13 protein-coding genes are annotated in these 15,650 nt (G+C 44.3%); 9 read left to right on the top strand and 4 right to left on the bottom strand.

Annotation, left to right across the window (positions count from 1 at the left end; translation table 11 throughout):
* Positions 1 to 90: 90 nt before the first annotated feature.
* From apbC to NL643_RS11240, 3 genes are all read left to right on the top strand, one after another.
* Complete coding sequence (gene apbC, locus NL643_RS11250) at positions 91 to 1,167, top strand: iron-sulfur cluster carrier protein ApbC (RefSeq protein WP_074191583.1); 1,077 nt, start codon at positions 91 to 93, stop codon at positions 1,165 to 1,167.
* 180 nt (positions 1,168 to 1,347) lie between these two features.
* Positions 1,348 to 1,989 (top strand): uridine kinase, encoded by a 642-nt coding sequence (gene udk, locus NL643_RS11245; protein WP_005396962.1) that lies wholly within the window; start codon positions 1,348 to 1,350, stop codon positions 1,987 to 1,989.
* A 188-nt stretch (positions 1,990 to 2,177) separates the two neighbouring features.
* Positions 2,178 to 4,265, top strand: coding sequence for an AsmA family protein (locus NL643_RS11240; RefSeq protein WP_253644416.1), 2,088 nt, complete (start codon positions 2,178 to 2,180; stop codon positions 4,263 to 4,265).
* Between the two features lie 62 nt (positions 4,266 to 4,327).
* On the opposite strand, the gene cobO is transcribed toward NL643_RS11240, so the two are convergent.
* On the bottom strand, positions 4,328 to 4,933 hold the full coding sequence (gene cobO, locus NL643_RS11235; protein WP_253644415.1) for a cob(I)yrinic acid a,c-diamide adenosyltransferase: 606 nt from the start codon (positions 4,931 to 4,933) through the stop codon (positions 4,328 to 4,330).
* 117 nt (positions 4,934 to 5,050) lie between these two features.
* Here cobO and NL643_RS11230 point away from each other — a divergent pair, with 117 nt between their 5' ends.
* Positions 5,051 to 5,500 (top strand): low molecular weight protein-tyrosine-phosphatase, encoded by a 450-nt coding sequence (locus NL643_RS11230; RefSeq protein WP_046874419.1) that lies wholly within the window; start codon positions 5,051 to 5,053, stop codon positions 5,498 to 5,500.
* Positions 5,501 to 5,560: 60 nt separating this feature from the next.
* Here the strand turns inward: NL643_RS11230 and NL643_RS11225 are convergent, their stop codons facing one another.
* Positions 5,561 to 7,120 (bottom strand): SulP family inorganic anion transporter, encoded by a 1,560-nt coding sequence (locus NL643_RS11225; protein WP_005380840.1) that lies wholly within the window; start codon positions 7,118 to 7,120, stop codon positions 5,561 to 5,563.
* 332 nt (positions 7,121 to 7,452) lie between these two features.
* The gene (gene rne, locus NL643_RS11220) at positions 7,453 to 10,527 is read right to left on the bottom strand and encodes a ribonuclease E (RefSeq protein WP_253644414.1); all 3,075 of its coding nucleotides are present in this window, start codon (positions 10,525 to 10,527) and stop codon (positions 7,453 to 7,455) included.
* Between the two features lie 639 nt (positions 10,528 to 11,166).
* Between rne and rluC the strand changes: the two genes are divergently transcribed.
* Entirely contained in the window at positions 11,167 to 12,111 is a 945-nt protein-coding gene (gene rluC / locus NL643_RS11215) for a 23S rRNA pseudouridine(955/2504/2580) synthase RluC (RefSeq protein ID WP_005396975.1), read from the top strand.
* Between the two features lie 59 nt (positions 12,112 to 12,170).
* On the opposite strand, the gene NL643_RS11210 is transcribed toward rluC, so the two are convergent.
* A complete protein-coding gene (locus NL643_RS11210; RefSeq protein ID WP_005396976.1) occupies positions 12,171 to 12,752 on the bottom strand; it encodes a nucleoside triphosphate pyrophosphatase in 582 nt (193 codons plus the stop codon).
* A gap of 149 nt (positions 12,753 to 12,901) precedes the next feature.
* Between NL643_RS11210 and yceD the strand changes: the two genes are divergently transcribed.
* The 4 genes from yceD to NL643_RS11190 are packed head-to-tail and all read left to right on the top strand — an operon-like array spanning position 12,902 to position 15,648.
* Positions 12,902 to 13,426, top strand: coding sequence for a 23S rRNA accumulation protein YceD (yceD, locus tag NL643_RS11205; protein WP_005396977.1), 525 nt, complete (start codon positions 12,902 to 12,904; stop codon positions 13,424 to 13,426).
* 59 nt (positions 13,427 to 13,485) lie between these two features.
* Entirely contained in the window at positions 13,486 to 13,656 is a 171-nt protein-coding gene (rpmF, locus tag NL643_RS11200) for a 50S ribosomal protein L32 (RefSeq protein WP_005396978.1), read from the top strand.
* A 10-nt stretch (positions 13,657 to 13,666) separates the two neighbouring features.
* A complete protein-coding gene (gene plsX / locus NL643_RS11195) occupies positions 13,667 to 14,692 on the top strand; it encodes a phosphate acyltransferase PlsX (RefSeq protein WP_012841590.1) in 1,026 nt (341 codons plus the stop codon).
* Between the two features lie 5 nt (positions 14,693 to 14,697).
* The gene (locus NL643_RS11190; protein ID WP_225462060.1) at positions 14,698 to 15,648 is read left to right on the top strand and encodes a beta-ketoacyl-ACP synthase III; all 951 of its coding nucleotides are present in this window, start codon (positions 14,698 to 14,700) and stop codon (positions 15,646 to 15,648) included.
* The last annotated feature ends 2 nt before the right edge of the window (positions 15,649 to 15,650 follow it).

Below are 15,650 nucleotides of genomic sequence, written 5' to 3'. Positions count from 1 at the left end.
TCCAAGGTGTCAAACTGCGGAATGCCTTAGTTTTTTTGGGGTTCTGGTTGAGGCAGGACGGTGTTAGCATGACATCTAAAAGGAGGACTTATGCATCAGTTCACTTCAAAACAAGATTTTTGTCACTGGTTTAACCAATTCCAGCATCCACAGTTGGTGGAAAATTGGGCAGATATTCATGGCGCAATTTCGATTACGGCACAAGGTTCTGTTGAGATAACGTTGCCATTCGCAAGTAATGAGCTTCAAATTATATTGCATGACTGGATTAAACAGCAACAAACCGCAGGTAAAGTGGCTGAATTCCCATTCAATATTCGCCTTGGAGTTAAAGCATTAGAAACTCAAGTGGCCAATCCGGTTAAAGGTGTTAAGAACATCATTGCCGTTAGTTCTGCGAAAGGTGGGGTCGGTAAATCAACGACTGCGGTTAACTTAGCGTTGGCGATTGCTCAATCTGGGGCGAAAGTGGGATTGTTGGATGCGGATATCTACGGACCTTCCGTCCCTATGATGTTAGGGCAAGAAGATGCAAAACCAGAAGTTCGTGATGGTAAGTGGATGGAGCCCATTTTCGCTCACGGCATCTATACTCACTCTATCGGCTATTTAGTGGACAAATCAGAAGCGGCAATATGGCGCGGTCCAATGGCTTCAAAAGCGTTGTCGCAGTTATTAACGGAAACAGACTGGCCCGATTTAGATTATTTGGTGATTGATATGCCGCCAGGCACGGGTGATATACAGTTGACGTTGTCACAACAGATTCCGGTGACAGGTAGTGTGTTAGTCACTACACCGCAAGACTTGGCGCTTGCCGATGCAAGAAAGGGAGCGGCAATGTTTAACAAAGTCCATGTCCCAGTTATTGGTGTTGTGGAAAACATGAGTTATCACATTTGTAGCCAATGTGGCGCGAAAGAGCATATTTTTGGCATGGGTGGTGCAGAAAAAATGTCGCAAGAGTTTGGCTTAGCACTGCTAGGACAAATTCCGCTTCATATCTCTATGCGAGAAGATATTGACGCTGGCGTGCCAACAGTAGCAAGGCGCCCAGAAAGTGAGCATGCAGGGTATTACAAGCAGCTTGCCGATCGTGTATGTAGCACGATGTTTTGGCAAGGCAAAGCAAAACCAGATGCGATTAGCTTTACAATGGTGAACTAAGTTTACTATGCCTGTTGGTTGATAATTGCACATTTTAACGTTTGCTCGGAGGTTAATCCTCTGAGCAGGCAGAAACTTATGACTAAACCCTAATTCCAGCTAGTAACTATGGGGTGAACTCCCTATAATCAGGCAGTTTATCTTTTTATGTGACTAGAAATCATCATCGGGTGCAAACTAATGTCTGATAATAATCAATGCGTCATCGTAGGTATTGCTGGCGCTTCTGCTTCTGGAAAAAGTCTGATCGCGAGCACTATTTATAATGAGCTTCGCGCGAAAGTAGGCGATCATCAAATCGGTGTCATCACGGAAGATTGCTACTACAACGACCAAAGCCACCTAAGCATGGAAGAGCGAGTAAAGACGAACTACGATCACCCGAGTGCGTTGGACCACGACCTACTGTGTGAGCACCTTGAAAAATTGGTACGTGGTGAAGCAGTAGAAGTACCTGAGTACAGCTACACTGAGCACACAAGAACAAGTAACACGACCACAATGACGCCTAAAAAGGTGATCATTCTAGAAGGCATCCTTCTTCTTACTGACCCTCGTCTTCGTGATTTGATGCACGCGACAGTATTTATGGATACACCGTTAGATATTTGTTTGCTTCGTCGTGTTAAGCGTGACGTGGAAGAACGAGGCCGAACTATGGAATCTGTTCTCAAGCAGTACCAACAAACAGTACGTCCGATGTTCATGCAGTTTATCGAACCTTCTAAGCAATATGCGGACATTATTGTTCCTCGCGGTGGTAAAAACCGTATCGCAATCGATGTATTAAAAGCTCACATTGCAAGACTTTTGAAAGCTTAAGTCTTTAGACGGCTATATCGCTTTATTTTTGAGAGAAGAAGTGGCACCTTAAGTGCCACTTCTTTTTTTGTTTTTAAATTAGTCAGTTGCAGGTTAAAACCAGACATTTTTCACGCTTTTGTGGAACTGTCAGCGGTAAATGGAGTCTGCGCTTATAATTGTAAAAACACTCGAGCAAGGAAAAACAAATGAAGAAACTGCTCTTAATTCTAGCAATACCTATTGTGGTCATTTTGGTCGCAATTTTAGCGTTAACCATCTTCGTCAATCCTAACCAGTTTAAGCCCCTTATTGTTGAGCAAGCGCAAAAGCAAACCGGTTTAGAGCTAGTGATTGAAGGAGATATCAGTTGGCAATTTTTCCCATCGATCGGCTTTGAGTTGGGACATACAGAATTGCGAAACCCACAAGGCTTTAGTAAACCCAATTTATTCAAAGTTGATACCGTTGGTGTAGACATCTCTGTTATGCCACTTTTTAGTCAACAGCTTGAAATTGGAAACGTCACGCTTGATGGTGCTGAGTTCTATATTGAAACCAAGAAAGATGGCAGCAAGAATATTGATGCATTGACGAAAGCCCAAACACAACAAGCAGAACAAGAGAGCAATACTGCGCCTACGCAAAATGGTGAAACGCAAACTTCTGGTTCTGATTGGAGTATTAATCTTGCTGGCGTTACGGTTTCTAACGGTTCATTAGAAATGCAGGATAAGCAAGCCGGTAGTTACACCAAACTTTATGATATTTCATTAAACCTTTCCGAATTCGCTTTTGACAACTGGACAACGGCTGATTTTGGCGTGAAGGGCGAAATGAACGACCAAAAGTTCACAGCGAAAGGTCAGGCCGACTTTAAGCTAGAAAAAGGTTTGGCAAATTACGCGCTAAAGAACATCAACTTTGATGCGACATACTCTGACCCTGCCAATAAGATTGAATCGGCAACGATCGGTTTAGATACGTTTGAATTCGATAAAGTAAATAACCTGACTTATGCCATGAAGGGCGACGCTGGTGGTATGAAGTTAGATTTGCAGGGTGTTGGTCAACTTAGTGTAGACAAGGCTATCAGCAACGTGCAGTTGGATAAGTTAACTCTTAAATCGACTTTTGAGGGTGATGCATTACCTCAGTCACCGATGAAAGTCGACATGGTGTCTGATCTGTCTTTCGACCTAGCGAAAAACCACCTGAGTTTTGTCCTAGAGAAGTTAACAGCGAATGCTATCGCCTTAGATGGTAAGGCAGATGTGACACTCGGTGATATTCCTAAAGTACGCTTTGCTCTCCATAGCCCAAATATCGATCTTGATGAGTTCTTAGGGTTAGATAAGCAAGCTGCTGAAGGTAATAAGCCTGCTTCTGGTGGCGAGAGTGCTCCTGCCGGACCTGAGGTTGAGCCTGATTTGTCTGCGTTGAAAACGTTAGATGTAAAGGGTGACATTACCATCGACAAATTCAAAGCGGCAAATGCGAAGATGGAAGCGGTAAAAGCGAGCTTCACTGTAAATCGTGGCGTGTTTGAGCTTACATCATTTAGTTCGAAGTTGTACCAAGGCTCAATCTCAGCGACAGCGAAGTTAGATGCACGCAAGTCACCAGCGACTTACAGTGTGAAAAAGTCAATCAAAGGCGTGAAAGTTCAACCGTTACTTATTGATGTCGCTGATAACGACAAGCTTGAAGGGACGGGTAACATTGATGTGAATGTTACCGGTAAGAGTCTAACGCCTACCGGTATCAAGAAGAATCTTTCTGGTACGGTTGTTATCAATTTTGCTGACGGTGCGGTAAATGGCATCAACGTTGCTCAATTGATTCGTGAAAACTACGCGAAATTTAAAGGGCAAAAAGTCGAAGGCACCAATGAAGTTAAGAAAACAGATTTTAGTGCGATGACGGCGACATTGAAGCTCAATAAAGGTGTCGTATCAACGGATAATATGCAAGCTCAGTCTCCATTGCTCCGTGTTCGTGGTAAAGGCACCGCAAACTACATCAATGAAACTGTTAACTTTACTATCAGCACATCAGTCGTAGGTAGCCTAGAAGGCCAAGGCGGCAAAGATATAGATGAGCTGAAAGACATCACGATTCCAATCAATGTGTCTGGTAAGTGGGCGGATCCTAAATTCAAGCTCGTATTCGATGATGTTCTGAAGCAGAAAGCTCAGAAAGAAATCGATCGTGGCGTAGAGAAGCTAACGGACAAGATCAAAGACGAAAAAACCAAAGAAGCAGTCGATGGTTTGATAAAGAATCTATTCAATTAGATTCGAGCCAAAGCAAAAAGGGTTGGCATTAGCCAACCCTTTTTTAATTCTGCTGGTGAGCTTTACCAGTCGACACCTTTCAGCGCTTTGATGCCTGACTCAAATGCATGCTTTACATTCTTCACTTCAGAAACGGTATCAGCCATTTCAATCAGAGTGCGATGAGCGCCACGACCAGTAATGACAACCGACTGCATTTTAGGGCGGTTGTTCAGCGCTTCAACGACCTCGTCTAAATCAATGTAGCCGTAGCTCACCATGTACGTCAGCTCGTCAAAAAGAACCACATCGATAGATTCATCTTTGAGCATGCGCTTACATTCTTGCCATACGCCTTGCGCTGCTTCGGTATCAGCGGCTTTGTTTTGAGTTTCCCATGTAAAGCCGGTCGCCATTACTTGGAATTCAACGCCGAGTTTCTCAAGTAGGTTGCGCTCACCATTATCCCAAGTACCTTTAATAAACTGCGCGACAGCACAATTCAAACCATGACCCACTGCGCGTGCTATCGTACCGAACCCTGATGTCGATTTACCTTTACCATTTCCGGTAATGATCAGTAGCAGACCTTTTTCCTCTTGAGCAGCAGCAATTTTTGCGTCTACCTGTTCTTTGACTTTTTGTTGGCGAGCCTTATGGCGTGCTTCTTTATTTTCTTCGATAGACATAATACTTCCTCAATTCCTTTTCGTGCTGTGCCCAAGCTAATTTGGGTTCATTGATTTATCTCGCTATGATAGACCAACATATCGTGAAGAAAAACCACCGATAATTCAGGGAATAAAATGAAGAAAATACTTGTTGTTTGTATGGGAAACATTTGTCGGTCACCAACCGGAGAAGCAGTGTTAAGAGCGAAAGCTCAAGAGTTGGGTATTGCCGTGGAGGTTGATTCGGCAGGTACGATTGGCTACCACGCAGGAAACCCACCGGATTCAAGGGCAATGGCCGCAGGAAAGCAGCGAGGTTACTCTTTTAAAGGAATGCGTGCGCGTCAAGTTACCATTGATGACTTTGAAAAGTTTGACCTGATATTAGCCGCAGATAAAGCAAATTTAGCCGATTTATTGGATATTTGTCCGTTGAAGTATCGACACAAAGTATCGTTATTTTTAAGTCATTCTGGGTCAGATTACGATGAAGTCCCAGACCCATATTACGGTGGAAAAGATGGCTTTGAACTGGTGCTTGATTTAATCGAAGAGGCATCAGAGGAGATTTTGAAGAAGCTATAATCGCCGGGCTTAAAGACAATAGGAAAAGGGATGAGCTGAGCCCATCCCTTTTTATTTGTATTAACCCGCTAAAATGTCGGTTGCCACTTTGTAGCTTGGGTCTTCCTTCACATTGATTTCAACCAAGCTGCCAGCTTTGTCCAAAAGTTTACGACAATCTGGGCTTAGGTGACGAAGGTGCAGCGTTTTACCTTGAGCATTGTAACGCTCTGCTAGTGTTTCAATCGCTTCAATTGCAGAGTGATCAGTCACGCGAGAGTCTGCAAAATCGACAATCACATCTTTTGGATCTTCAGGCGCGTTAAACAACTCCAAGAAGTTAGCGGCAGAACCAAAGAAAATAGGACCGTGAATCTTGTACTCTTTTGAACCTTCCTCGTTTAAGCATGTGTCGGCATAGATGTGCTTAGCGTGTTGCCATGCAAACATTAATGCAGAAACGATAACACCAACTGCTACGGCAACAGCAAGGTCAGTAAGAACAGTAACAACGGTCACAAGAACAATAACGAAGAAGTCTTGCTTCGGTACGCGGCGCGCTAGCTTAAATGTTGCCCATTCGAATGTACCAATTACAACCATGAACATCACACCAACCAGAGCAGCGAGTGGGATCATTTCAATTAGCGAAGAAGCGAATAAGATAAACATCAATAGAGCGATAGCAGCAACGATACCAGATAGACGACCGCGACCACCTGAGTTTACGTTGATCATCGACTGACCAATCATTGCACAACCACCCATAGCCCCAAACACAGAACAAGTCATGTTTGCCATACCTTGACCGATACATTCGCGGTTAGATTGACCACGAGTGTTCGTCATCTCATCTAAAACTGTCAGCGTTAGTAGAGATTCAATTAGACCAATTGCCGCGAGAATGATCGCGTATGGAAGAATGATTTGTAGTGTCTCTAGTGTAAATGGTACCGCAGGAATAGAGAAGGTTGGTAGTGAACCTGCGAGTGTTGCAGCTTCATCACCAGACATTGTACGCAGGAAGTCAACAACAGTGCGAGTTTCCAGATCCAAGCCAACCACTAAAGCAGTCACCGTTACGATCGCAACAAGTGAAGAGGGTACAGCTGTTGTGATTTTTGGTAGAAAGTGAATGATTGCCATAGTTAGCGCAACCAAACCAAGCATTAGCAGCATTTGGTCTTGTGGTAGCCAAGTAAGCATGCCGTTGATATCTGGCGCTTTAAACTGACCCAACTGAGCTAGGAAGATAACAATAGCCAGACCGTTCACAAAACCAATCATCACAGGGTGAGGCACGATACGGATGAACTTACCCAATTTAAACATACCAGCGGCAATTTGAAGTATACCAGCGAGCATGATGGCTGCGAATAGGTACTGGACACCGTGAGTCGCGACAAGCGAAACCATTACGACTGCCATGGCACCTGTTGCACCAGAGATCATGCCGGGACGACCACCGAAAATGGAAGTAATAAGACCAACGATGAATGCAGCGTAAAGACCGACCATCGGATCTACGCCTGCGACGAACGCAAATGCGACAGCTTCAGGAACCAATGCTAGCGCAACGGTTAAGCCTGATAGCACATCATTTTTTACGGAGTGCTTAGAAAATTGGGGAAATTCGAACATGTTTGTTTTTAAGTTCTCTTTGCAATGAGTTAAACCCGACACATATTCGTATTTGCACAAGCCACTGAGTGGTTGATTTCTAATCAAACATTGCAGTGTAAACCGTAGTATTAAAAGAGCAGCATCAGAATGGTGTCGAAAACTTGAGTCGGCGCATGCTACCGAAAAGTGTGATTAAGTTCAAGAATGATACGAATAATGGCGTACAAATGTGATCACGAATTGGTATTTATATGAACAATTTATTGGGGAAATATGAAGATAAAAAAGGCTACCAGATGGTAGCCTTTAATTTATTTATGCCGTTAAGCTGTTGAACGTAATGATTTAGCCTAGTTAAAGTTAGGCTTTGTCATCTCTGCCGATGCGCGGTTTTTAGCCACTTGGCTACCCGCACCTTTAGCTTGGTAACGTTCGGTTTTGAACGGTGCTGCTGCAACAGTGATTTCGCGTAGCTCTTGAGGGCCAGGTGCTTTCGTCATCGGTGCGCTAGCGTTTAGCTTAGCCGCAACTTTAATGGCTTCGACTTTAGGCTCTGGTTTAGCTACTGGCGCTTCGGCTGCAATCTCTTTTGCTGCTTCAACCACAGGCTCTTCAGCAGGTGCCGTTTCTACAATGGCATCAACCGGTTCAGTCGCAGGAGTTTCAACGATAGGCTCTACCGAAGCTGTTTCTACTACTGCCGATTCAGTTTTTTCTGCGATTACTGCTTCCACAACAGGTGCTTCTACTACAGGAGCTTCCACTTTCGCTTCAACTGTTTCTTGAATCTTTGATTCAACAACTGGCGCTTCTGTTACAACAGGTTGCTCGCGGCGAATAATCACTTTACCCATAGCCATCTCTGGACAAGCAAAACCACCTTGCATTGTAGGTACTGCTGCTACTGTTTCTTCCTTAACTTGCTCTTCTTTCTTAGGTGCTGGTTTCGGAATGTAGCGTGGCATTACTTTACCCATAGCCATCTCAGGAGAAGCTACACCACCTTTACGCAGGCGGAACGGGTTAGGACGGCGATCGCGACCACGGCGACGGCGCTGGCCGCTTGCACGCAGGTGACGTGGCGAACGACGGTTACGACGTTGCTTAGACTCTGCTTGCTTGTTGTCTTGTTGTGCTTCTACCGCTGCTTCTGTTGGCTTCTCAACTTTGGTTTCAACCGTTTCTTGAGTCTTAACCGCCGTTTCTTCTGCTTTCTTCTCAACCGCTTCTTGGTCTTTAACGCGTACAGACTTGTTCAGTTTGCGACGTTGGCGACGCTCCTTCACTTTTTCTGCTTTCGCGTTTTGTTGCTTTGGTTTGCTCTCTTCTGGTTTTGTTTCAGTTCGAGCTTCCGCCGCTAGCTGCAGGCCTTTTTCCGCTACTTTTGCATTTGCTTTTTGCTCTTGGGCTTTGTCTGCTTGTTGAGCTTTAGGCTTACGCTTTTGGTTGCGGTTTTGCTGTTTATTGGTTTGTTGTTGAGCTTCGTTTTGCTCATTCGCTTGCTCATCACGAGGCTTACGACGACGTCGGTTATCACGGTTATCACGATTGTCGCGGTTCTCACGATTATCGCGTTGGTTGTTATTGCGACGACGATCATTGCGATCACGTTTGTTACGTCGATTATCGCGATTTGGCTTTTTCTCTTCCTGAGGTTTCGGTTCTTCTTTTACTTCTTCAGAACCGCCGAATAGGAAACTACCAAGTGCTTTAAACAAACGGCTGAACAGTCCAGGTTTTTCTTCTTGTTCAACTTTCTGTTCTTTCTTCTTCGCCTCAGGGGCAGGTTTAGCTGCTGGTGCAGGTGCCGTTTGAGAAGGAGCCGCAAAGCCTTTAAGAACAGGTTCTTCGATTCGTTTAGGTTTTACGTCAACTTCCGCTGGCTCTTTACCTTCCGCTTCTTTCATTGCTTCCAGTTTTTTAGGAAGTAGATAAGAAATCAGATCGAACTCTTCACCTTCACGAACACGGATAACTTCGAAGTGCGGCGTTTCCATGCCAGAGTTTGGAACAACCGTAATCTTCACTTCTTGAATGCGTTCGATATGGTTAACTGAACGACGTTTTTCGTTCAACAAGTAAGAAGCGATTGGCACAGGTACAACTGCGAGAACTTGCGCTGTATTGTCTTTCAGTGCTTCCTCTTCGATTAAACGAAGCACAGAAAGTGCTAGAGATTCGTTGTCGCGAACGACTCCAGTACCGCTACAGCGAGGACAGATGTGGTGGCTTGCTTCTGCTAGAGAAGGGCTTAAACGTTGACGTGACATCTCCAACAAACCAAAGCGAGAAATACGACCGATTTGTACACGAGCGCGATCAAGACGAACGGCTTCACGTAGACGGTTTTCTACTTCTCGTTGGTGGCGAACCGGTGTCATATCGATAAAGTCGATAACCACTAAGCCACCCAAGTCACGTAGACGTAACTGGCGAGCAATTTCGTCGGCTGCTTCTAGGTTCGTGTTTAGAGCTGTTTCTTCAATATCGCCGCCCTTGGTTGCACGAGCAGAGTTGATATCGATAGACGTTAGTGCTTCGGTTGGGTCAATAACAATAGAACCACCAGATGGCAGACGCACTTCACGTTGGAAAGCTGATTCAATTTGGCTTTCGATTTGGTAGTGGCTGAATAGTGGAACTTCGCCTTCATATTTCTTAACGCGGTTAAGGAAATCAGGGCGCACCAATTGAATGTGCTCTTTTGCACGTTCGTAGATGGTGTTGCTGTCAATTAAGATTTCGCCAATATCACGACGCAAATAGTCACGGATTGCACGAACGATAACGTTACTTTCTTGGTGGATTAAGAATGGAGCAGGGTTAGAGTCCGCTGCACCTTTGATTGCACCCCAGTGGTTAAGTAGTACATTCAAATCCCACTCAAGTTCTTCAGCACTCTTGCCAACGCCAGCAGTACGTACAATTAGGCCCATGCCCTGAGGCAGTTCCAAAGTACTTAATGCGGCTTTTAGTTGAGTACGCTCGTCACCTTCGATTCGGCGAGAAATACCGCCAGCACGAGGGTTGTTAGGCATCAGAACAAGGTAACTACCAGCAAGAGAAATGAAAGTAGTAAGAGCTGCGCCCTTGCTTCCACGTTCTTCTTTTTCCACTTGAACGATAACTTCTTGGCCTTCCGTTAGCACTTCTTTAATGCTTGGACGACCTTGGTAGGTGTAACCTTCAGGGAAATATTCGCGGGCAATTTCTTTGAGAGGGAGGAAACCGTGACGCTCGGCGCCGTAATCAACAAATGCGGCTTCTAAGCTTGGTTCGATACGTGTGATACGTCCTTTGTAGATATTCGCTTTTTTAGATTCATGACCTGGACTCTCGATATCAAGATCGAAAAGTCGCTGGCCATCAACCAGAGCGACACGCAACTCTTCTTTTTGAGTTGCGTTAATTAACATTCTTTTCATTGAAAATTCTCGTTGTCTTTTCTTTTATATCTTTCTTGTCGACTTGCCACTGTTTTTTCGCTCTTTCACGGTGCCTGATCCCATGGCTTGTATTTTGCAGCCTCCCGGCTGGAAGGGGATGCTCTCGGGCACTTCAGTCATCACAAGCCTCTTGTGGTTTCTGTTGGAAACGTAGACTTGTGACCCGCTATTTGGGCGGTAGGTACTCAACGTGAATATGCGAGGAGTAGGGTGGCAAGAGTGTTGAATTCGATGTGTCTCACGCCAATGCTGCACTCGACCTTCAACGATCTACTCACATTGCTTGAGGATAAATGATTGGTAATGAATAAAATGTAACCAAACCTTCCTTAGCAGCTGTGAACTATAGCAGTGCGCGTGGCTATCAGCAATCTGCTTTCACGCAAACGATAGAAAATTTGCCGCTAAACTCAAAATTTCTAATTTATAACTGGCTGTTTCATAAGCAATTGAGATGTGTAAACTGATCAAGACAGAAAACAAATTGAGAACTCGATTGAGAGTTTTAATAATTTAAACAAAAGGTTGGCGAAATTTAGACCAGTTTGTACTATCAAGTGTTTCTTTTACGACAAGAATAATGTGAAGTCGCGCGAAATTGAGTTTACAATACCGCCCATGAGCGAAATAAGAACAAAAGTCCAGTTCGTCGACATTGACGAAGATATGGCGGGTCAGCGCATTGATAATTTTTTGCGCAACCAATTAAAAGACATCCCTAAAAGCATGATTTACCGAATCGTGCGTAAGGGCGAAGTACGTGTAAATAAAAAGCGTATAAAAGCAGAGTACAAGTTAAAAGCAGGCGATCTCGTTCGTATTCCACCGGTGACTGTCGAGAAAAAAGATGACGATGTCGCGCCAAGTACGAAACTAAACAAAGTCGCAGAGTTGGAAGATATGATCATCTTCGAAGATGATCATATGTTGATTCTAAACAAACCATCTGGTACCGCTGTGCATGGTGGCAGTGGCTTAAAGTTTGGCGCGATTGAAGCGCTTAGAGCTCTGCGTCCTCAAGCTCGCTTTCTTGAACTTGTGCATCGTATTGACCGTGATACTTCAGGTATCTTGCTGGTTGCTAAGAAGCGTTCTGCACTTCGTCACTTGCAAGCCCAGTTTCGTGAAAAGACAGTGAAGAAGTTTTACTTAGCTCTTGTCATGGGACAATGGAAAAGCAGTTGTAAGGTTGTGAACGCGCCACTGCTTAAAAACGAAGTGAACAGTATTGTTCGTGTTAACCCTAACGGTAAGCCGTCTGAAACGCGTTTTAAGATTTTGGAAAAGTTTGAACAAGCAACATTGATTCAAGCGAGTCCGATTACTGGTCGAACTCACCAAATCCGAGTTCATACACAATATACGGGCCACCCAATCGCTTGGGATGATCGCTACGGTGACCGCCGCTTTGATGCTTACACAGGTCAAGTTGGTTTAGATCGTTTGTTCCTACACGCGGCAAACATCAAGTTCCAACACCCATCAAATGATGAGTGGATGGAAATCAACGCACCGATGGAACCGAAGCTAGAAAAAGTGTTGGCGGGTTTAAGAAACGCGTAACCATGTTTTCCTCGCGGATGCAAGAAGGGAGCCTGTGGCTCCCTTTTATCATATTTTGATCAAAGGACATCGAGTCCTTGAACATGCAACATATCAATCAAATCAATCAATGGTAGTCCGACAAGTGTGTTCGGGTCTTTCCCCACTAATTTGTTAAACAAACAAATTCCCATTCCTTCGCTTTTAAAGCTGCCTGCGCAGTAAAAAGGTTCTTCCCTGTCGACGTAGCGCTCGATTTGTTCAAGCGTCAAATCTCTAAAGTGTACTTCGAAAGAATCAAAGCCGACTTCTGTATGGTTTGTGACGGTGTTATGTACCGCAAGACCAGTATAGAAAGTGATGACTTTTCCACTTTGAGACAAAAGTTGATTTATTGCGTTGTCTCTATTTAAAGGTTTGCCAACGATTTCACCATTAATGACACAAACCTGGTCACTGCCGATAACTAAACTTGCTTTATCCGTCTGGCAAGATGTTGCTTTCTCTTGGGCCAATCTTTGCACCAGTTCAAGAGGCGTTTCCTGGTCAAACGGTGTTTCATCGCAATCAGGTGATAAACAAATGAACGGTAGTGAAAGCTTTTCAAGCAGTTGTTTACGAAAAGGGGAGGTTGAGGCTAAAACCAGTTGGTAATTTTTCATTTTGAATTACAATTCGTGGGAGCATTTCCAATAGGATAATCGATCAAAAATGATTCTGGCTAATGCTCTGTATGTTAAGCGTAAAAAAGTACAACTTTTTTGCCTTTTTCTTTGACTAATTTTGATTTGGAAGATAATATTCGCGCCCTATGCAAAAGGTAAAAATACCGCGAACGGTTGACCCAGCTAAAGCTGCACAGAAACGATTGGATTACGATGGCATCATCCAAGCTAGTCTTTTCAAGCGCTTAGCGGAAACAACTGAAGGCGTAAAACGCGACGCAGAAGTCTCATTGTCATTTGGGATGGATGAACAGCGACTCGTTGTTATCTCTGGTAAAGCTAACATCGAAGTCGATTTAGAGTGTCAGCGTTGTAATGAGGTATTCGCACATGAGTGCGAAGTTGAGTTCCTTTCTACTCCTTACTACGGTGAGAAAACAGAACAGGAAGCACCAGAAATTTATGATTTGGTAGATCTAAATGAATATGGTGAATTAGACCTTATACAACTGGTTGAAGACGAGTTCATCTTAGCATTACCTCAAATTGCGATGCACGATGAAGCGGATTGTAGCGTTGATTCAAATAACATGGTTTTTGGTGAGATTCCTGAAGAAATTGAGGAAGAAAAACCGAATCCATTCGACGTTTTGAAAAGTCTGAAAAAGTAATAGGTGTGGTAACCGATTCTTCTTCAGGTTTTTAACCCAATAGTATAGGAGTAGGGTCAATGGCCGTACAGAAAAACCGTAAAACTCGTTCTAAGCGCGGTATGCGTCGTTCACACGATGCGCTAACTACAGCTGCTCTATCTGTAGACGCGACTTCTGGTGAAACTCACCTACGCCACAACGTAACTGCTGAAGGTTACTACCGTGGTCAAAAGGTTATCAACAAGTAAGGTTGAACCTTTGCAAAGTATTACCGTTGCACTTGATGCAATGGGCGGGGATTTCGGTCCACGCGTAACAGTGCCTGCCGCCGTGCAGGCACTGTCTCATTTCCCAGAGCTAAAAGTGATTCTTATAGGTGATCAATCTCTGATCACGTCTCAATTATCTCAACTCGGTACCTCGACCAGTTCCCGCTTGACTATTCTTCATAGTGAGAAAGTTATCTCGAACTCAGAAAAACCTTCATTGGCACTACGTAATAGCCAAAATAGTTCCATGCGTATGGCTATCGATTTGGTTTCTGAGCAGAAGGCGGATGCTTGTGTTAGTGGTGGCAACACCGGTGCATTAATGGCACTATCGCGTTTCATTCTTAAGTTACTTCCTGGTATTGAACGTCCTGCTTTAGTTTCAGCTTTACCGACGATTACTGGAAAGCGTACTTGGATGCTAGATCTAGGTGCGAATGTATCGTGCGATGCTGATAGTTTATTCCAATTTGCTGTAATGGGCAGTGCATTAGCAGAAGAACACTTAGGTTGTCCTCCTCGCGTTGCTGTACTCAATATTGGCGCAGAAGAGATTAAAGGTAACGATTTAGTCAAACGTTGCGCAGAAATGCTTTCTCAGACCGACGCGATTAACTTTGTTGGTTATATTGAAGGTAATCAAATTTTGCATGATGTTGCAGACGTCATTGTATGTGATGGGTTTGTCGGCAACGTATGCTTAAAAGCCAGTGAGGGAACAGCTCAACTTTTTATCGAAAAAATTAAAACCAGTATGATGGCGTCAACGATAAAGGGTTGGATTGCTAGAAAGTTGTTTTCTCGGCTATTTAATGAACTAAAAACACTGAACCCCGACCAGTATAACGGCGCAAGTTTGCTAGGATTGCGCGGCATTGTCATAAAAAGCCATGGAAGTGCGGATGTATCTGCGATTGTCAATGCACTTGGCGAGGCAGTACACGAGGTCAAACGACAAGTACCAAGCCGTATTAGCGATCGTTTGGAAGCGGTTTTACTCGAGAGGCATTATTAGTCTTCATGTATAGCAAAATTTTAGGTACTGGCAGCTACCTGCCATCTCAGGTGCGTACAAACGCAGATCTAGAGAAAATGGTAGATACAAGTGATGAGTGGATCGTTGCTCGCACGGGTATTAAAGAGCGTCGAATTGCTGCAGAAAATGAGACTGTAGCGGACATGGCATTCTACGCAGCTGAAAACGCTATCGATATGGCGGGTATTGATAAAAACGATATCGACCTGATTATCGTAGCCACAACGAGCAGTAGCCATACTTTCCCTTCATCTGCGTGTCAGGTGCAGGCAAAGCTTGGCATTAAAGGTTGTCCAGCTTTTGACTTAGCCGCTGCTTGTTCTGGTTTTGTGTACGCATTATCTGTTGCAGACCAACATATTAAATCGGGTATGTGTAAAAACGTACTTGTTATTGGTTCAGATGCTTTGTCTAAAACGTGTGATCCGACAGACCGTTCAACCATTATCCTATTTGGTGATGGTGCTGGAGCCGTTGTCGTAGGCGCTAGCCAAGAGCCAGGTATTATTTCTACCCACATATACTCGGATGGTCAATTCGGTGAGCTACTAAGCCTACCTGTACCTGAGCGTGGTCAAGATGCTGACAAATGGCTTCATATGGCAGGTAACGAAGTATTCAAAGTTGCGGTAACTCAACTGTCTAAACTCGTTAAAGATACGCTTGAAGCCAACAACATGCATAAGTCTGAACTAGACTGGCTAGTACCGCATCAAGCGAACTATCGAATTATTTCGGCAACAGCGAAAAAGCTTTCAATGTCTTTAGACCAAGTCGTAGTGACATTAGACCGACACGGGAACACTTCTGCGGCGACAGTACCGTCTGCGCTGGATGAAGCTGTGCGCGATGGTCGCATTAAACGTGGGCAGAATTTATTGCTAGAGGCGTTTGGTGGCGGTTTCACTTGGGGCTCTGCTCTGGTGAAGTTCTAAGT

Origin of the sequence: Vibrio sp. Y42_MX_L11, from assembly GCF_024181785.1 — a bacterium.
Lineage (GTDB): Bacteria > Pseudomonadota > Gammaproteobacteria > Enterobacterales > Vibrionaceae > Vibrio > Vibrio diabolicus.
Note: the sequence above shows the minus strand (reverse complement) of the source record. Positions and strands in the feature narration are given on the sequence as shown.

Excerpts from the sequence above, each read along its gene's own strand:
- rpmF (WP_005396978.1), top strand. The coding sequence starts at position 13,486 with ATGGCCGTACAGAAAAACCGTAAAACTCGTTCTAAGCGCGGTATGCGT.
- NL643_RS11190 (WP_225462060.1), top strand. The coding sequence starts at position 14,698 with ATGTATAGCAAAATTTTAGGTACTGGCAGCTACCTGCCATCTCAGGTG.
- yceD (WP_005396977.1), top strand. The coding sequence starts at position 12,902 with ATGCAAAAGGTAAAAATACCGCGAACGGTTGACCCAGCTAAAGCTGCA.
- apbC (WP_074191583.1), top strand. The coding sequence starts at position 91 with ATGCATCAGTTCACTTCAAAACAAGATTTTTGTCACTGGTTTAACCAA.
- udk (WP_005396962.1), top strand. The coding sequence starts at position 1,348 with ATGTCTGATAATAATCAATGCGTCATCGTAGGTATTGCTGGCGCTTCT.
- NL643_RS11240 (WP_253644416.1), top strand. The coding sequence starts at position 2,178 with ATGAAGAAACTGCTCTTAATTCTAGCAATACCTATTGTGGTCATTTTG.
- cobO (WP_253644415.1), bottom strand. The coding sequence starts at position 4,933 with ATGTCTATCGAAGAAAATAAAGAAGCACGCCATAAGGCTCGCCAACAA.
- NL643_RS11210 (WP_005396976.1), bottom strand. The coding sequence starts at position 12,752 with ATGAAAAATTACCAACTGGTTTTAGCCTCAACCTCCCCTTTTCGTAAA.
- rluC (WP_005396975.1), top strand. The coding sequence starts at position 11,167 with ATGAGCGAAATAAGAACAAAAGTCCAGTTCGTCGACATTGACGAAGAT.
- rne (WP_253644414.1), bottom strand. The coding sequence starts at position 10,527 with ATGAAAAGAATGTTAATTAACGCAACTCAAAAAGAAGAGTTGCGTGTC.
- NL643_RS11225 (WP_005380840.1), bottom strand. The coding sequence starts at position 7,120 with ATGTTCGAATTTCCCCAATTTTCTAAGCACTCCGTAAAAAATGATGTG.
- NL643_RS11230 (WP_046874419.1), top strand. The coding sequence starts at position 5,051 with ATGAAGAAAATACTTGTTGTTTGTATGGGAAACATTTGTCGGTCACCA.